General features: G+C 72.3%; 15 protein-coding genes. 7 read left to right on the top strand and 8 right to left on the bottom strand.

Annotated elements, in window-relative coordinates; all coding sequences use genetic code 11:
* Positions 1 to 218: 218 nt before the first annotated feature.
* The 4 genes from ACFRAC_RS11390 to ACFRAC_RS11375 form a co-directional block, all read right to left on the bottom strand.
* The gene (locus ACFRAC_RS11390) at positions 219 to 1,274 is read right to left on the bottom strand and encodes a hypothetical protein (RefSeq protein WP_382923519.1); all 1,056 of its coding nucleotides are present in this window, start codon (positions 1,272 to 1,274) and stop codon (positions 219 to 221) included.
* Positions 1,274 to 1,936 (bottom strand): RNA polymerase sigma factor, encoded by a 663-nt coding sequence (locus tag ACFRAC_RS11385; protein ID WP_361347360.1) that lies wholly within the window; start codon positions 1,934 to 1,936, stop codon positions 1,274 to 1,276. Before ACFRAC_RS11385 ends, ACFRAC_RS11390 begins: the two co-directional genes overlap by 1 nt.
* A 360-nt stretch (positions 1,937 to 2,296) precedes the next feature.
* Positions 2,297 to 3,148 carry a hypothetical protein gene (locus ACFRAC_RS11380; protein WP_382923517.1) on the bottom strand — a complete coding sequence of 284 codons (852 nt, stop codon included), beginning with the start codon at positions 3,146 to 3,148 and terminating at the stop codon, positions 2,297 to 2,299.
* A gap of 203 nt (positions 3,149 to 3,351) precedes the next feature.
* Positions 3,352 to 3,969, bottom strand: a complete 618-nt coding sequence (locus ACFRAC_RS11375) for an RNA polymerase sigma factor (RefSeq protein WP_382923515.1) — start codon at positions 3,967 to 3,969, stop codon at positions 3,352 to 3,354.
* 266 nt (positions 3,970 to 4,235) lie between these two features.
* On the opposite strand from ACFRAC_RS11375, the gene ACFRAC_RS11370 reads away from it, so the two are divergent.
* On the top strand, positions 4,236 to 5,123 hold the full coding sequence (locus ACFRAC_RS11370) for a septum formation family protein (RefSeq protein WP_382923513.1): 888 nt from the start codon (positions 4,236 to 4,238) through the stop codon (positions 5,121 to 5,123).
* A gap of 236 nt (positions 5,124 to 5,359) precedes the next feature.
* Positions 5,360 to 7,990: an FG-GAP-like repeat-containing protein gene (locus tag ACFRAC_RS11365; RefSeq protein ID WP_382923511.1), complete on the top strand. Its 2,631-nt coding sequence runs from the start codon at positions 5,360 to 5,362 to the stop codon at positions 7,988 to 7,990.
* Between the two features lie 48 nt (positions 7,991 to 8,038).
* On the opposite strand, the gene ACFRAC_RS11360 is transcribed toward ACFRAC_RS11365, so the two are convergent.
* From ACFRAC_RS11360 to ACFRAC_RS11345, 4 genes are all read right to left on the bottom strand, one after another.
* A complete protein-coding gene (locus ACFRAC_RS11360; protein ID WP_382923509.1) occupies positions 8,039 to 8,431 on the bottom strand; it encodes a hypothetical protein in 393 nt (130 codons plus the stop codon).
* A 156-nt stretch (positions 8,432 to 8,587) separates the two neighbouring features.
* Positions 8,588 to 9,193: a hypothetical protein gene (locus tag ACFRAC_RS11355; protein ID WP_382923507.1), complete on the bottom strand. Its 606-nt coding sequence runs from the start codon at positions 9,191 to 9,193 to the stop codon at positions 8,588 to 8,590.
* Between the two features lie 116 nt (positions 9,194 to 9,309).
* A complete protein-coding gene (locus ACFRAC_RS11350) occupies positions 9,310 to 9,813 on the bottom strand; it encodes a hypothetical protein (RefSeq protein WP_382923505.1) in 504 nt (167 codons plus the stop codon).
* Between the two features lie 77 nt (positions 9,814 to 9,890).
* Complete coding sequence (locus ACFRAC_RS11345) at positions 9,891 to 11,483, bottom strand: glycoside hydrolase family 20 protein (protein ID WP_382923736.1); 1,593 nt, start codon at positions 11,481 to 11,483, stop codon at positions 9,891 to 9,893.
* 215 nt (positions 11,484 to 11,698) lie between these two features.
* On the opposite strand from ACFRAC_RS11345, the gene ACFRAC_RS11340 reads away from it, so the two are divergent.
* From ACFRAC_RS11340 to ACFRAC_RS11320, 5 genes are all read left to right on the top strand, one after another.
* On the top strand, positions 11,699 to 12,223 hold the full coding sequence (locus tag ACFRAC_RS11340) for a 2-oxo-4-hydroxy-4-carboxy-5-ureidoimidazoline decarboxylase (RefSeq protein WP_382923503.1): 525 nt from the start codon (positions 11,699 to 11,701) through the stop codon (positions 12,221 to 12,223).
* Between the two features lie 189 nt (positions 12,224 to 12,412).
* The gene (sdhC, locus tag ACFRAC_RS11335) at positions 12,413 to 12,793 is read left to right on the top strand and encodes a succinate dehydrogenase, cytochrome b556 subunit (RefSeq protein WP_382923501.1); all 381 of its coding nucleotides are present in this window, start codon (positions 12,413 to 12,415) and stop codon (positions 12,791 to 12,793) included.
* Positions 12,794 to 12,798: 5 nt separating this feature from the next.
* Positions 12,799 to 13,281 (top strand): succinate dehydrogenase hydrophobic membrane anchor subunit, encoded by a 483-nt coding sequence (locus ACFRAC_RS11330; protein ID WP_382923499.1) that lies wholly within the window; start codon positions 12,799 to 12,801, stop codon positions 13,279 to 13,281.
* A 23-nt stretch (positions 13,282 to 13,304) separates the two neighbouring features.
* The gene (sdhA, locus tag ACFRAC_RS11325; RefSeq protein WP_382923497.1) at positions 13,305 to 15,059 is read left to right on the top strand and encodes a succinate dehydrogenase flavoprotein subunit; all 1,755 of its coding nucleotides are present in this window, start codon (positions 13,305 to 13,307) and stop codon (positions 15,057 to 15,059) included.
* Positions 15,059 to 15,820, top strand: a complete 762-nt coding sequence (locus ACFRAC_RS11320) for a succinate dehydrogenase iron-sulfur subunit (protein ID WP_382923495.1) — start codon at positions 15,059 to 15,061, stop codon at positions 15,818 to 15,820. The genes sdhA and ACFRAC_RS11320 overlap by 1 nt, the downstream gene beginning before the upstream one ends.
* Positions 15,821 to 16,061: the final 241 nt, after the last annotated feature.

The following is a 16,061-nucleotide window of genomic DNA, read 5'->3' as shown; positions in this document are numbered from 1 at the left end:
TTTGGGCGCGGCCCGGGGGGGGGGGGGGGGGGGGGGGGGGGGGGGGGGGGGGGGGCCCCGCCCCCCCCCCCGCGCCGATGCACGAGCCGCAGGTACGGGGGGAACCCCGGCTCTGTGCGAGGGCCGATGACCAGTCGGCTCACTCTGATCAGCGCCGGGGCGCGCGAAAACGTCACTCCTGGCGCGAAAATTTTTCCGCCGGACGGAAGAACCGCAGGTCAGCGGCTTGCGGCAGAGGCGGTGGGGGTGGGGGTGGGGGTGGGGGTGGAGGCGGCACGCGGTGCCCCGCGTCCGGGGGACGCGTCGCCCTCCGTGTGCCGGTCGTCGCCGGAGCCGTCGTCGCCGCGGGTCAGCCCGTTCGGGGCGTCGTCCTCGCCGTCGTGGCGCGAGTCGCCCCGGTCGCTCCAGTCGCCGTCGTCGTGCCGGCCGTCGTCCCCGCCGTGCCCCTTGCCCTTGTCCCGGCCACGGTCGTCGGCGTCGCCGCCGGTCCTGGCGTCCACGTGCCCGAGGACCTTCTCGCAGTAGGTCCGCACCCGGTCCCGGCCGCCCGCCGCGCCGGTCAGCGCCCGTCTGCGCTCGCCGGACAGCGCCTTGCCGTCCCGGAGGTCGCGGCAGGAGGAGACGACACCGCGCCACCAGCCGCCGGAGCCGCGCCGGCCGTCACCCGTGGCCTCGTCGTCCGCGGGGCCGCCGGGGTCGGTGCCCTCGGTGGCGCCGGGGTCCGCGGGCGCCACGGACCCGCCGGGTCCGCTGCCCTCCGGCGCGTTCCGCTCCGGGGAGGGCGACACGAGCGGCCGTTCCGTCGGGGGAGGCGCGGGGACCGTCGCGGCGGGGCGGGCGGGCTCGTCGTCGTCGAACGGCGTCGGCAGGACTCCGGTTCCGGCCGCGACGGCGACCCCGCCGACCATGCCGACGGCCAAGGCGGCGGCGAGGGCGAGCCGGACGGGCCGCCCCCAGCGCGGGCGGCGCGGCCGGGCGCCGGGGCCGCCGAGACGCACCAGGCCGACCTCGTCGGCGGCCTGGCCGCCGGGGGCCCCGGGGGTCGCGGCCGTGATGGCCCGGCCCGCGCGGGCAGCCCGGTAGGCCGCCAACGCGGCGGCTTCTCCGGGGAGTTCTCCGCAGGTCGGGGCCGGTTCGGCGGTCAGTGCCTCAAGGGTCTTGGCGAGCCGTTCGGCCTGATCGCGGTCGGCCGGGTCGACAGCTTCGAGTGGCTCTCCCCGCAGCAAGCGTTCCGCCGTTTCGCGGTCCAGCCACCTGTTCAGCTCGTCGGCCATCACACATCCTTCTGCGCCCGCGTACGCAGATGCGTCACACTCGCGGACGTCACCGCGCGGCGGCGCGGTTCTCGCTGCGGCGGCAGGGCGTCGAGCACCCCGGCCGATTCCGGATCGTCGCCGATGAGTTCGGCGAGGCGCTTCAGACCCCGGTGCGCCGCGGTCCGTACGGCACCCGGGCGCTTGCCCAGTGTCTGCGCGGCCGTCTTGGCGTCGAGCCCCACGACCACGCGCAGCACGACGGCCTCGGCCTGGTCCTGGGGCAGCCGGGCGATGAGGGAGAGGGTGCCGTCGGTGGCCAGCGCCTCGATGGCCTCCCCGGCCGTGTCGGACTCGGCTGCCTTCCCGGTCAGTTCCGTCTCGTCGCCGCCGATCGCGGGGCGGCGCCCGCGCATCCTGATGTGGTCCAGCGCCCGGTTGCGCGCTATCCGCGCCGCCCAGCCGCGGAACCGGTCGGCGTCACCGCTGAACCGGTCCAGGTCGCGCGCTATCTGGAGCCACGCCTCGGAGGCGACGTCCTCGGCGTCCGGGTCGCCCACCAGCGTCCGCACGTATCCGAGCAGCCGCGGGTGCACGGAGCGGTACACAGTACGGAAGGCGGTCTCGTCCCCGTCCTGTGCCGCAAGCACCGCGGTGGTCAGCTCCGCGTCGTCCCCCAGCACTGGATACCTCAATTGATGGTTGCGGCAACAGGACCGCAGGTCGTTGCGGTGGTCTTACAGCCTCCGCGCCCGGCGCGAAAGGCACGTTACGGCGTGAAACCGCTGCTCGTCCATGTCTGTACAACATGCAACCACCCCGTGTCCCGGCTGTCCCGCCGTCCGGGTGTGACAGAAAACGCAGTCATGGCGCTGTAGAGAGTACGGGCCGCCGCGCGGCCCGTGCCGCGCGACGGCCGGGGCCTCTCCTGTGGGGGGTGGCGGCCCCGGCCGTTGCTTTGGCCGGCTTCGCGCCTTCTCGAGCGCCTTGCGCATACGGGCACACGGGGGCGCCGTTCACGCCGCTCCGCTTCCCGAGCGCGGTCAGTTCTTGCTCTTCCCGGAGTTCCCGGGGTTCCCGTCGTCACCGGCACCCTGCCCGGGCGTGCCCCGACCGGACCCCTTACCGTCCTGCCCCCTGCCGGTGGCCGGTGTCCCGGCCGTGCCGTTCCCGGGCGGCGGGCCGCTCTTGCCCGTGCCGTTCCCGGGCGGCGGACTGCTCTTGCCCGTGCCGTTCCCGGGCGTGCGGCCCGGCTGGGCCGATGCCGTGGCGAGGCGGTCGGCGCAGTACGCGGCGACCTTGTCCTCGCCGCCCGCCGCCGTGACGAGCCGCTGCCACGCCGTCGACTCCAGCGCCTTGCCCCGGCCGGCGACCTTGCCGTACGCACGGCATTTGGCCTCGGTGTCCCGCGTGGTGTCCGGGTGGTCCGGGCGGGTGGGCCGGGGTGCGGCGGACGCCTGCGCGGAGGGCACGGCCGACGGGCGGGAAGCACTTTCGGAGGAGGACGTCCGTCGCTCCTCGGGCGCCTCCGAGGGACCGGAGGAATTGATCGCGGCGACCGCGACCCCGCCCATCGTGAGACCGGCGAGCAGCAGGGACAACGTGGTGCGCGCCGACATCGCCAGGCGGCGGCGCTCCGGGGGCCGCCAGTCGTCCCGGGGCCGGGTGCGCGCCCGGTGGGCGCCCTCGGCGCGGGCGGCCCGGAACGCGACCACGGCCCGCTGCTCGCCCTCGGCGTCCGGGCGGTGCCCGCGCAACACGGCGGCGGACAGGAGCGCCTCCAGCTCCATGTCGTCGAACACCGTGTCCGGGTCGGACGGGTGACGGGCCGTCATACGCCCGGGGCGCGCGCGCCGACGGCCGGGCGTCGCACCGCCGCTCTGCCGTTCACCCATGTCCGCTTCCGTTCCCGTCCGACTCGCTCTGCCGGCCACCGGCCCGCCGGGCACGTACGCCCCGCGTGTGACAGCCGTGCCTCCGGGAGCCGTAGTGCCCCTACGTCTCCCTTGTTCGTACGTCCCGTCCGTCCGTACGACTCACCCGCGCCCACCGACCGCGACGCACGTCACGCCGGGCGTCCGACCGCCGTCCGCGCAGGTCATGTCGACTCCCCCAGCGTCCCGGGGCCGTCATCCGTCACACCGGCCGCGCCGAGCTGGTCGGCCAGCCGCTTCAGCCCCCGGTACGCGGCCGTGCGCACCGCGCCCGGGCGCTTGCCGAGCACCCGGGCCGCCGCGGGGCCGTCGAGTCCGACGACCACGCGCAGCAGCACCGCCTCGGCCTGGTCCCTCGGCAGTCCGCGGACCAGGCGCAGGGCCCGTTCCGTGGAGAGCGACTCCAGGGCCCGCTCGTGCGTGCTGGACGGGTCGGGCAGCTCCAGCACGTCCTGCTCCAGCACGGACGACCGGGGCCGTACGCGCTGCCGGCGCAGATGGTCCAGCGCCCGGTGCCGGGCGATCGTCGCGGTCCAGCCCCGGAATCCGGCGCCGTCGCCGGTGAAGCGGCCGAGGTCCCGGGCGATCTCCAGCCAGGCGTCCGACGCCACGTCCTCGGCGTCGTTGCCGACCAGACCGCGCAGATACCCCAGCAGCCCCGGCTGCACCAGCCGGTACGCGACCGCGAACGCGGCCTCGTCGCCGTCCTGGGCCCGCGCGACGGCCGCGCCCAGTTCCCCGTCGTGCGCGAGCGCGCGGCGGGGTTCCCCTCCTCGAGCCAAGAACTGTCCTCGTCCGTACCGGTTCGTGGCGAATCCGTACCTCGCGGTACGCCCACCCTTGCGCACGTCCCTTCACGCTCATCAGCGCCCGGAACCACGGAAGTGTCACTGGTGACGGCCGTGTCGGTCCTGTCCGCGGTCCGGTACAACCCTCTCGGCACCTCGCGAGTCAGACGCCGCGAGTGAGGGCCGATACCCCCTTCGACCCTTCGTGCGGGGCGAGGCACGCCCGCCCCATAAAGATCAAGTAAGAGGATGAACACGTCATGGCTACCCACGCCCCCTCCCGCTCCCTTCGCGGTCTTTCCGCCGTTGTCGCTCTGATCGCAGCCGGGGCGGTGGGGTGTTCGGGCGTCTCCGACGCCGTCGACAGCGCCCAGGACGGCGCGAAGAAGGTCGCCCGCCAGCGCTCGGTGTTCTCCCTGGACATCGGTGACTGCTACAACCCGAACGGCAAGGCCGAGGGGACGGCCTTCACCGTCGAGATCGTGCCGTGCGACGAGGCCCATGTCGGCCAGGTCGTGGGCGAGTTCTCGATCGACAAGGGCAAGGCGTACCCGGGCGACGACGGCGTCTCCACGATCGCGGACAACCAGTGCCCGGTCGAGGCGCAGAAGTACTCCCCGGACACCTGGGCGCTCCCCAAGGGCGTGTCGCTCTTCTACTACACGCCGACCAAGGAGAGTTGGGCGACCGGCGACCGCGCGGTCAGCTGCACCTACACCAAGGAGGGCGGCAAGTTCAGCGGCACGCTGAACACCGCCAAGTCCCTCAAGCCGGAGCAGGCCACGTTCCTGAAGGGTTCGAACGCGGTCTACGAGGCGCTGTGGGCCAACCAGTCCGAGAAGGACGCCGTCGAGGACGACCTGGCGGGTTACAAGAAGCAGGCCAAGGCCGTCGCGGCCGCCCTCGCCGCCCACGTCGACGGTCTGCAGGACGTCGAGGGCGCCGAAGTGGCCAAGCTGCGCGCGACCCTGACGAAGGCCGCCGCCGACTGGAAGAAGGCCGCGAACGCCGCCGACGCCGACGCGTTCTACATCGCCTACGACCCGGCGTTCGACGGCATCGACCCGAACGCGTCGGTGCCGGCCCGCAAGGAGCTGGGCCTGGCCACCACCGTCCCGGCCGACGAGGCCGAGGTCTGGGCGGGCTGACACCGCCTCCGGCCGACGGGGCCGCGTCCGTGACGGACCGGCCCCGTCGCCGTGCACGACCCGCGTGGGGCGCCGGGTGACGGCACCGGCTGTGGCTGCGCTGTGTGTATTCGCCACCTGTGTGACAGGTGTGGCATCCGTGACTGCTCGTAGGGGTGGGACAGTTGAGTCCTCGTAAGACTCATGCGTACAAGCCGCTCAGTCTGAAGAGACGTGCGTGGCTGACCGTGGGGGCCGTGGTCCTGAGCGCCGCAGGCGTGGTGACCTACGCCATCGCCGAACCGTCGACGAAGGCTGACGACGCGCGCGAGAGCCGCAAGCCCGCGGTCCACACGCTCAAGCTCAAGGACCGCGGCGCCGGGCGCAGGGGCCTGGAGAGGCGGAGCACCGAGCGCTTCAGCGCGGTCGTGCTGACCTGGAACGACCCCGAGGCGCAGGCCAAGGGCAGCCCCGAGGTGCGCACCCGCGACCTGGACACCGGCACGTGGTCGGCGTGGCGGCGGATCACGCTGGAGCCGAGCCAGGCGGACGGCGCGGAGGGCGAGCGGGCCGCGCTGCGCGGCGGTACGGAGTCGGTGTGGACCGGTGACTCCGACGGCGTCGAACTGCGGGTCGTGAACGCGGACGGCACCGAGGCCAAGGGTCAGCCGGCCGGCATGGACGTCAAGCTGCTCGACCCCGGCACGGACCCGGAGGGATCGCCCCGGCCGGCCGCGTTCTCCGCCGAGGAGACCACGGACCCGGCGACGGACACCCCGACGGACCCCGCGACGACCGCCGACCCCACCGGGACACCGGCCACGACCGACCCGGCCCCGACCGATCCGGCCACGACCACCGAGGCCCCGGCCCCGACGGACACGCCGACGGACACCGGCACCCCCACCGCGTCCCCGTCCCCGACGCCCACCGTGCCGGCGCCCCGGCCCTCCACGGTCGTGAAGCCGCCGATCATCACGCAGGCCGAGTGGGGCGCGTCGACGGACTACGACGGCACGCCCACGTACGGCGACACGGTCGAGGCCGCCGTGATCCACCACACCGGCGTCGACACCGACAACACGGTGTCCTGCGCCGACTCCCGGGCCCGGATGCGGACCATCCAGCAGTCCCACTTCAGCCAGGGCTACTTCGACATCGGCTACAACTTCGTCGTCGACCGCTGCGGCCAGATCTTCGAGGGGCGCAGCGGCGGGATGGACCTGCCGGTCATCGGGGCGCACGACGCCGGGTTCAACACCGACACGGTCGGCATCTCGTACATCGGCAACTTCGAGAGCGCCGCGCCGAGCCGGGCCGGCCTGGACGCCATCGCCCGGATCGTGGCCTGGAAGTTCGGGATGTACGGCATCGACCCGACCGGCACGGTCGGCCTGACGTCCGGCGTCCCGCAGGGCTTCAGCGGCAACAAGATCCCGCAGGGCACCACCGTCACCCTGCCCCGGGTCCTCGGGCACCGGGACACCAACGCCACGGCCTGCCCGGGCGCGAACCTTTACCCGAAGCTCTCCCGGATCGCCCAGCTCGCCGCGGCCCCGGGCATCTCGCACGCCCTGCCCACCTCGGACACCGATCGTGACGGACTGGCCGACCTCGTCGCGGGCACGCCCCGCGCGCTGAGCGGCGGCGGCACCGTCACCGTCGTCCCGGGCGGCACCGACGGCACGGTCGCGGCGGCGAAGAGGACGATCAGCCAGAGCAGCACCGGCGTGCCCGGCTCCCACGAGTCCGGCGACGCCTTCGGCACCGCCACCGCGTGGGGCGACGTCAACGGCGACGGTTACGCCGACCTCGCGATCGGCGCGCCCGGCGAGGACGACACCAGCGGCCACGCGGACCGCGGCGCGGTCACCGTGCTGTACGGCCCGGCCCTGGACTCCGGCTTGTCGTACACCACGTCGGGCTCGGTGACGGCCACCGGCGCCAAGCTCGGCTCGACGGTCGCGGTCGGCGACTTCAACGGCGACGGCAAGGCCGACGTCTTCGCCGCCGGCACCGGCAAGGGCGGCAACTGGAACGCCCGGCTGACCGGCGGGAGGACGAGCACCGGCACACTGACCTCGGCCACCGGCGCGATCGCGTACCCGGACGCCGCCACTGGCGACTTCAACCGGGACGGCTACGCGGACGTGGCCCTCAACTACCGCGACGCCGGCGGGATCGGCCGCGTGGTCCGCTTCGCCGGTTCGGCGACGGGCCTGACCAAGGCGGGCGTCCTCTCCGTCAAGGGCGGGCGCGCGGTCGCGGCCGGCGACGTGGACGGCGACGGGTACGACGACATCGTCATCGGCCAGCCATACGTCGCCGAGTCCGGGTCCGCCGAGGGCGGCCAGGTGACCATGCTGTTCGGCACCTCCGCCGGGTTCACCACCACCGGCATGAAGGTGGTCCACCAGAACACGGCGTCCGTGCCCGGCTCCAACGAGGCCGGTGACGCCTTCGGCGCCTCGGTCTCGGTCGCCGACCAGAACGCTGACGGGTACGCGGACACCCTGGTCGGTCTGCCCGGCGAGGACGTCAGCCGCGACGGCAACCGGTCCAACGCCGGTATGTCGGTGCTCCTCAAGGGCACCGCGTCCGGCCTGACCGGCACCGGCTCGATCGCGTTCTCCCAGGACACGTCCGGGGTGCCGGGTGTCTCGGAGTCCGGTGACACGGCCGGCTCCTCCGTGTCGCTCACCGACCTGAGCGGGTACGGCCGGGCCGACCTGGTCCTCGGCGTGGAGGGCGAGGACGCCGGCAACGGCATCCTCGTCCACGTCCCGAGCGGCAGCGCGGGACCCGGCTTCAGCCGGACCGTCATCCTCAGCGGGACTCCGCTGGGCACGCCGTCCGGCGCCCACCTGGGGCAGACGCTCACGCCGTGAGCCGCCGCCGCGGGGCGTCCGGCCGGCCGGGCGCCCCGCACCACCGGGTCAGCGGTGGGTTCCGCCCGTCGCGTCCCGGCACATCAGGCGCAGCGACCCGTCGCCGGTGAAACAGCGGCGGGCCTCGTCGATCGGATCCCACAGCCGCCCGTCGGGCGTGCGGATCCAGTGGTCGCCGCCGGCCGTCCACCACTCGGCGCCGGTCCGGCGGGCGATCACCTCGCCCGCGTAGGCGCCGAGGTCGCGCAGCACCTGGGCCGCGGCGGCCGACGGCGTCCCCTCGCGGCGCAGGCCCTCGATCATGCGGTCGACCCGCCACAGACTCTGCTCGGAGTAGTCCAGGCGCAGCCGCGCCCCCTCGCGCATCGTCGCCACCGCGTCCGCCGCCCACCGGACCGGCTTGGTCGCCGCCGCGGGCCTGGTCTCCTGCTGAGTCGTCACACCTTGGAGAGCGCGGCCGCCCGGCGATACGTCACGCGATTCCGGCGGCTTTCCCGGACCCGTGCAGGACCGTCGCAGGGCACCCTCACGACGGGCACAGGACTCCCTCAGGGAACGGGGTTTGGGCCCGCCGGGCCCGGGTCGCCGCGGGGGGACTCAGCCCCGGCCGCGGGCCCGACGTGACACCACCGCCCGCAGCACGCGCCGGCCCTCGGTCGACACCTCCAGGGCGCGGCGCACACCGCCCGCCCCATGGCTGTCGAGGAGTTCCAGGACGCTGACCTGGCGGCGCAGTTCGGCGGCGACGAGCGGTGACACTCCCTCGGGGCGCGCGTCGCCCGTGGTGCCGGCGGCGCGCACGGACTCCAGTGCCCCGGCCGGCGCGGCGGAGCCGTCGTCCTGCGCGGGGTCGAGGAGCCGGTGGATCTGGAGGGACGCGACCGAGCAGGCGTCGGCCCAGGTGCGTGCCTCGGCGGCCGAGCGGACGGCGGGGGCGCCGGCCAGCATCCGGCGGGCCAGCAGGGCGGCCTCGTCCTCGATGTCCTCGTCGTCCACGACATCGGCGACACCCAGCTTGGCGCGGACCTGTTCGAGGAGTGCGCCCCAGGCGGCCGGGTCGCCGTCGGCCGCGAGGTTCGCCCACAGCGGCCGCAGCACCTCGTCGTCACCGCCGAGCAGCGGCACGCACCGATCCAAACAAGCCAACCCGCTGGCGGCCAGTCCGCGTTCGTCGGCCTGAGCGATCAGTTCCACCAGGCTCATCCACGCCTCCCTAAGCGGGTCATCTCTGAGGGTCGGGGCCCCCGCACAGGCCCCAGGCAGGCTTCTTTCTCACGGAGCCCGCACTTCCCCTTACTGCGTGCGACGGCCCGGGAGTGTCACAGCGGGACGACGCCGAGCCTGTCGAGCAGCCGGAAGAAGAGGTTTTCGGCCAGGGAGTCCGCTTCGGCGGTGAGTACGTCGAGCAGTGCGTCGGCGTTCACCTCGTGCCCGGCCTCGGCGGCCCAGGCGACGGCTCGCTCGGCGGCGTCGGCCGGTTCGAGGAAGTAGTCCTCCAGGGAGAGCCCGTCCTCCCCGGCGCCGAGGTGGCGGGCCGTCGCGGCCCGCGCCAGACAGGTGGTCCAGGAGCCGCTGTGCGGCGCGGCCGCCTCCACGACGACGCAGGCGCTGTCCATCACGTAGCCGAACAGCGCGGGCGCCCCGCTCTCCGCGGCCAGGTCGTTCATGCTCGCGATCCCGGCGTCCCCGCTCGGGTACTCCCACACCTGCCAGCCGTCCGGCGCCCGCTCGCGCAGCCTCATCCCCTCGGCGCCGGACAGCGCGTCCAGTTCCGCCAGCGGCCGCTGCTCGCGGCCCACGACGAAGTAACCCCAGTAGCCCATCCGGTGTCCCCCCGGCTGATCGGTGTCGGCTCGGGGCGAATACACCACATTCGTACGGGGGTGCGCAGGCGTTCGGGTCAATCCGCAGGGCGGTCCAGCCGGTCCGCGAGCGCCTTGAACTGCGCCCAGGACAGGTCCGGCTCGCCCGGGTCCCACGTCTTCTGCATCATCGCCCGCAGCGGCATCCGGATGCCGTCCGCGACCTGGGCCTGCGTCTGCGCGCTCGCGATGTCGCACCAGACCGCGAAGGAGGCGCCGCGGATCTGGCTGTCGTACTTGGCGGGGACGGCCGTGGTCCCCCGCAGCACGCGCGGCGTCCACTGCGCGTAGATCCGCTCGCCCGTCGGGTAGACGAAGGTCTGCGGCTGCCCGAGCACGTAGTAGAGGAACTCGTCGTTGTAGTTGATGACCTTGCGTCCGGCGGCGAGGTACTGCTCCGGGGTGCGGGCCCCGATCTCCTTGCCGGTCCAGTACGCCACCTGGATGTCCTTGTCGGCCTGGACCTTGGTGTCCCGGAAGAGCCCGTCGTTCCAGGCGCGGGGCGTGCGGTCGTGGGCGCGGACGGTGTCGGCGCGGTCGTTGACCCAGGCGGTGGCGAGGTCGGCGACGCCGGCCCCGGCGCCGAACGCCTCGCGGGCGGCGCGGGCCAGCTGCGGGTAGGACGCCTCGGGGTCGGAGACGACCAGCGCCTGGTACTCGTCGGCGCCGAGGTGCCACTGATCGCCGGGGAAGAGCCCGGCGTACTCGTTGAGCAGGTCGTCGACGATCCTGGCGGCCGCGGGCTTGGAGATGTCCACGGCGCCGCGGGTCGCCACCCCGTTCACGTTGCGCAGCTGAAGGTCGGGGTGGGCGGCGATGACGGCCCCCAGGTGCCCGGGCGAGTCGATCTCCGGGACCACGGTGATGTGGCGGCTCTCGGCCAGTTTCACGATGCCGCGGACCTGCGCCTTGGTGAGGTGCTCCTTCGACACGATCTCCGGATGCGAGGTGGACTCGATGCGGAACGCCTGGTCGTCGGAGAAGTGCAGGCCGAGCTGGTTGTACTTCAGGTCGCCGAGCTCGCGCACCCGGTCCTCGATCCAGTCCGCGGTGAAGTGCTTGCGGGCGATGTCGAGCATGAACCCGCGCACCGGCTTGGCCGGCTCGTCCCGCACGACGCCCTCGGGCGCGGTGCCGCCGCCGTGCACCTCCTGCTTCAGCGTCCGGGTGCCGTAGAAGACGCCGGTCTCGCCGGGTCCGCTGATGACGACGCGCCCGTCGCGGACGGTCATCGTGTACGACTCCGGGTTCGCGCCCTCGTCGTCGTTCAGCGACAGCCGTACGTCGCCGGGGCGGACGTCGTCCTTGCGGCCCGCGTAGGCCATCCCCAGTTCGCCCGCGATCAGCTTCCCCTCGTCGGCGAGCTCGTCGTCGCCGACGACGACGCGGTTGTGGTCGGCGGGACGCCAGCCGGGCCCGCGCGCGGCGGTGTGGGACCGCACGGCGGGGATGGTCGCGGGCGTCTTGGAGAGCGGGTACGTCCGGGTGGGCGAGGGCGTGGCGCCGTCGGACGCGCCCGGGGCCGACCCCTGCTGCGCCGATCCGGCCCGGTCGCCGTCACCGCCGCTCGCCAGGAGGGCGATGCCCAGTCCGGCGCCGACCGTCACGAGGACCACCGCGACGATCAGCACCCACGTCTGCTTCAGGGCCTTCTTCGCCGGTGCCCGGCGCCTGTGCTTGTGCTGGCTCACAGCGCCAACCTAGGGCCTGCGAGCACGGTCAGCCGTCCAGCACACGTTCTGAAACTCTCTCGTTCGGCTGAAATTCGGGCATCGGTCGGACACCTCACGTCCACAGTCGGTAGCGTGGCGCCACTCCTCTCCCAGAATCCCCTGCCGAAACCCACGTGACGCCCACACATCTTCCCGGCCGAGTCGCCATACCGGCGCTGCCCGAACAGACCCGCACACCGCCCCCGGGCGGGCTGGAGCCGTTCAACGCCGCTCCCCCGCACGGGGCCCGGGCCACCCTGCTGACCTGCCTGCACAGCGCCCGTTGGGCCGAGCGGGTGGCGGACCACCGCCCCTATCCCGACATCGATGCCCTGCTGGCCGCCTGCGACGAGGCCGCGTACGACCTGACGCCGGCGGAACTGTCGCACGCGCTGGCGGCCGAGGCGCTTCCGTTGCTGCCGGAGGACGTCTACTCGGCGGCACACACCGCACTGAGCGCGGCATACGCCGCATATGAGGCCAAATTCGGGCATGGGTTCATTATCTGCCTGGACGGCCTGTCACACACCGAGAGCCTGGACCATGTATTGGCAGGTATCCGGTCACGATTGGCAAACGATCCGGAGGAAGAAAGGGTCGTCGCGGCGGAGGAACTACGGCGGCTCGCGAAGGGGCGGCTGGTCGGCCATCTCGCCTGACCCGGGCATCCCGCCGCACAGGTCGCGAATGGACCATCCGCGTGCCAGTTTGATCACACCGCCAGGCCCGGCGTAAGCGCCGCAGGCAACCGTCGCTACGATGCTGGGGGCCGGTGGACCGTACCCGGCCGGGCCCGACCGACAGCACAAGCCGGCAGGCCCCGATACCCCGCTCCCGGAGGGACTTCCGTGCCGGCTGGAACGCTGTACCGCGGCCGGGAAGGAATGTGGTCCTGGGTGGCTCACCGAGTCACCGGCGTCCTCATCTTCTTCTTCCTGTTCGTTCATGTGCTGGACACTGCTCTCGTCCGTGTCTCCCCCGAGGACTACGACACGGTCGTAGCCACCTACAAGACGCCGATCGTCGCGCTGCTGGAGTACGGCCTCGTCGCCGCCATCCTGTTCCACGCGCTCAACGGCCTGCGCGTCATCGCCGTCGACTTCTGGTCGAAGGGCCCGCGCTACCAGAAGCAGATGCTCTGGTCCGTCGTCGGTCTGTGGCTCGTGCTCATGCTCGGGGCGGTCTACCCCGTCCTCGGCCACGCCGCTCGTGAACTGTTCGGGAGCTGACGCGCATGTCCACGACTGAAACCACCGCGTCCGGGATCGGCCCGGTCGAGGGCGACTCGCTCTACAACGTCGACAACCCGGCCCCGCTCATCGAGGCGCCGCGCGCGCGGACCAGGAAGACCCCCCGGTCCACCCGGGGCAACTTCGAGATGGCCGCCTGGCTGTTCATGCGCCTGTCCGGCGTCGTGCTGGTCGTCCTCGTCATCGGCCACCTGCTGATCCAGCTGGTGCTGGACGGCGGCGTCTCGAAGATCGGCTTCGCCTTCGTGGCCGGCCGCTGGGCCTCGCCGTTCTGGCAGGTCTGGGACCTGCTGATGCTCTGGCTCGCGATGCTCCACGGCGCCAACGGTCTGCGCACGGTCATCAACGACTACGCGGAGCGCGCGAACACCCGACTGTGGCTGAAGGGCCTGCTCTACACCGCCACGGTGTTCACCATCCTGCTGGGCACGCTGGTGATCTTCACCTTCGACCCGAACATCCGCTAGGCACGGGGCTGAGGTAACCGAACATGAAGATCCACAAGTACGACACCGTCATCGTCGGCGCCGGTGGCGCGGGTATGCGCGCGGCCATCGAGTCGACGAAGCGCAGCCGCACCGCCGTGCTGACCAAGCTGTACCCCACCCGCTCCCACACGGGCGCCGCGCAGGGCGGCATGGCCGCCGCGCTGGCCAATGTGGAGGAGGACAACTGGGAGTGGCACACCTTCGACACCGTCAAGGGCGGTGACTACCTGGTCGACCAGGACGCCGCCGAGATCCTGGCGAAGGAGGCCATCGACTCGGTCCTCGACCTGGAGAAGATGGGCCTGCCGTTCAACCGCACCCCGGACGGCACGATCGACCAGCGCCGCTTCGGCGGTCACTCCCGCAACCACGGCGAGGCCCCGGTGCGCCGGTCCTGCTACGCCGCGGACCGCACCGGCCACATGATCCTCCAGACGCTGTACCAGAACTGCGTCAAGGAGGGCGTGGAGTTCTACAACGAGTTCTACGTCCTGGACCAGCTGATCACCGAGGTCGACGGCGTCAAGAAGTCCGCCGGTGTCGTGGCGTACGAGCTGGCGACCGGCGAGATCCACATCTTCCAGGCGAAGGCCGTGATCTACGCGTCCGGCGGCTGCGGCAAGTTCTTCAAGGTGACGTCCAACGCGCACACCCTGACCGGTGACGGCCAGGCCGCCTGCTACCGACGCGGGATCCCGCTGGAGGACATGGAGTTCTTCCAGTTCCACCCGACCGGCATCTGGCGCATGGGCATCCTGCTGACGGAGGGCGCCCGCGGTGAGGGCGGCATCCTGCGCAACAAGGACGGCGAGCGCTTCATGGAGAAGTACGCGCCGGTCATGAAGGACCTCGCCTCCCGCGACGTCGTCTCCCGCTCCATCTACACGGAGATCCGCGAGGGCCGCGGCTGCGGTCCCGAGGGCGACCACGTCTACCTGGACCTCACCCACCTCCCGCCGGAGCAGCTGGACGCCAAGCTCCCGGACATCACGGAGTTCGCGCGCACCTACCTCGGCATCGAGCCCTACACGGACCCGATCCCGATCCAGCCGACCGCGCACTACGCCATGGGCGGCATCCCGACCAACGTCGAGGGTGAGGTCCTGGCGGACAACACCACCATCGTCCCCGGTCTGTACGCGGCCGGCGAGGTGGCCTGCGTGTCCGTGCACGGCGCGAACCGCCTCGGCACCAACTCGCTGCTGGACATCAACGTGTTCGGCAAGCGCGCGGGCATCGCCGCCGCCGAGTACTCCCAGGGGGCCGACTTCGTCGAGCTGCCGGAGAACCCCGCCGAGCTGGTCATCGAGCAGGTCGAGCGGCTGCGCACCTCCACCGGCACCGAGCGCGTGGCGGTCCTGCGCAATGAGCTCCAGGAGACCATGGACGCCAACGTCATGGTGTTCCGCACGGAGCAGACCATCAAGACGGCGGTCGAGAAGATCGCGGAGCTGCGCGAGCGCTACAAGAACGTCTCGATCCAGGACAAGGGCATGCGGTTCAACACGGACCTGCTGGAGGCCGTCGAGCTCGGCAACCTGCTCGACCTGGCCGAGGTCATGGCGGTCTCCGCGCTGGCCCGCAAGGAGTCCCGCGGCGGTCACTACCGCGAGGACTACCCGAACCGCGACGACGTCAACTTCATGCGCCACACCATGGCGTACCGCGAGGTGGGCGACGACGGCACCGAGTCCATTCGTCTCGACTACAAGCCGGTCGTCCAGACCCGCTACCAGCCGATGGAGCGTAAGTACTGATGGCAACCCCCGTTCTGGACAAGGCCGAGGCACAGTCCGACGCCTCCCCCTACATCACGGTCACGTTCCGGATCCGCCGTTTCAACCCGGAGATCGCGGCCGAGGCGATGTGGGAGGACTTCCAGCTGGAGATCGACCCCAAGGAGCGCGTCCTCGACGGCCTCCACAAGATCAAGTGGGAGCTGGACGGCACGCTGACGTTCCGCCGCTCGTGCGCCCACGGCATCTGCGGCTCGGACGCGATGCGGATCAACGGCAAGAACCGCCTCGCCTGCAAGACGCTGATCAAGGACATCAACCCCGAGAAGCCGATCACGATCGAGGCTATAAAGGGCCTCACGGTCCTGAAGGACCTCGTGGTCGACATGGAGCCGTTCTTCCAGGCGTACCGGGACGTCATGCCCTTCCTCATCACGAAGGAGACGAACGAGCCCACGCGCGAGCGTCTGCAGTCGGCGGAGGACCGCGAGCGCTTCGACGACACGACGAAGTGCATCCTGTGCGCCGCCTGCACGACGTCGTGCCCCGTCTTCTGGAACGACGGCCAGTACTTCGGCCCGGCGGCCATCGTCAACGCGCACCGTTTCATCTTCGACTCGCGTGACGAGGCCGGCGAGCAGCGCCTGGAGATCCTGAACGACAAGGACGGCGTCTGGCGCTGCCGCACGACCTTCAACTGCACGGACGCCTGCCCGCGCGGCATCGAGGTCACGAAGGCGATCGCGGAAGTGAAGCGAGCCCTGATCACGCGCCGCTACTGACGGCGCCTTCAGTCCGCGAAGGGCCCGCTCCCCCGGGAGCGGGCCCTTCGTCGTTGCCGCCGCGGCCCCGCCCCGACAACTCCTGGCCCGAACCGGGACGGCACGTCGTATCCGGGTCACGGTCGGGCTGGGGGAGGCGGGTGCCGGGCAGATCTGGGAGCCGGGTGGCCGACCGCATCTCAACGGGTGACCCGGTGGTCGGGCCCTCCGCTCTCCCCGGCGGCGACCACTTAATCTGATG

It is taken from the genome of Streptomyces sp. NPDC056628 (assembly GCF_042792555.1).
Taxonomy (GTDB): domain Bacteria; phylum Actinomycetota; class Actinomycetes; order Streptomycetales; family Streptomycetaceae; genus Streptomyces.
The sequence above is the reverse complement of the archived record's forward strand: the minus strand, read 5'-3'. Positions and strand labels throughout refer to the sequence as shown.

Excerpts from the sequence above, each read along its gene's own strand:
- ACFRAC_RS11390 (WP_382923519.1), bottom strand. The coding sequence starts at position 1,274 with ATGGCCGACGAGCTGAACAGGTGGCTGGACCGCGAAACGGCGGAACGC.
- ACFRAC_RS11380 (WP_382923517.1), bottom strand. The coding sequence starts at position 3,148 with ATGGGTGAACGGCAGAGCGGCGGTGCGACGCCCGGCCGTCGGCGCGCG.
- ACFRAC_RS11370 (WP_382923513.1), top strand. The coding sequence starts at position 4,236 with ATGGCTACCCACGCCCCCTCCCGCTCCCTTCGCGGTCTTTCCGCCGTT.
- ACFRAC_RS11355 (WP_382923507.1), bottom strand. The coding sequence starts at position 9,193 with ATGAGCCTGGTGGAACTGATCGCTCAGGCCGACGAACGCGGACTGGCC.
- ACFRAC_RS11350 (WP_382923505.1), bottom strand. The coding sequence starts at position 9,813 with ATGGGCTACTGGGGTTACTTCGTCGTGGGCCGCGAGCAGCGGCCGCTG.
- ACFRAC_RS11330 (WP_382923499.1), top strand. The coding sequence starts at position 12,799 with ATGTCCACGACTGAAACCACCGCGTCCGGGATCGGCCCGGTCGAGGGC.
- sdhA (WP_382923497.1), top strand. The coding sequence starts at position 13,305 with ATGAAGATCCACAAGTACGACACCGTCATCGTCGGCGCCGGTGGCGCG.
- ACFRAC_RS11320 (WP_382923495.1), top strand. The coding sequence starts at position 15,059 with ATGGCAACCCCCGTTCTGGACAAGGCCGAGGCACAGTCCGACGCCTCC.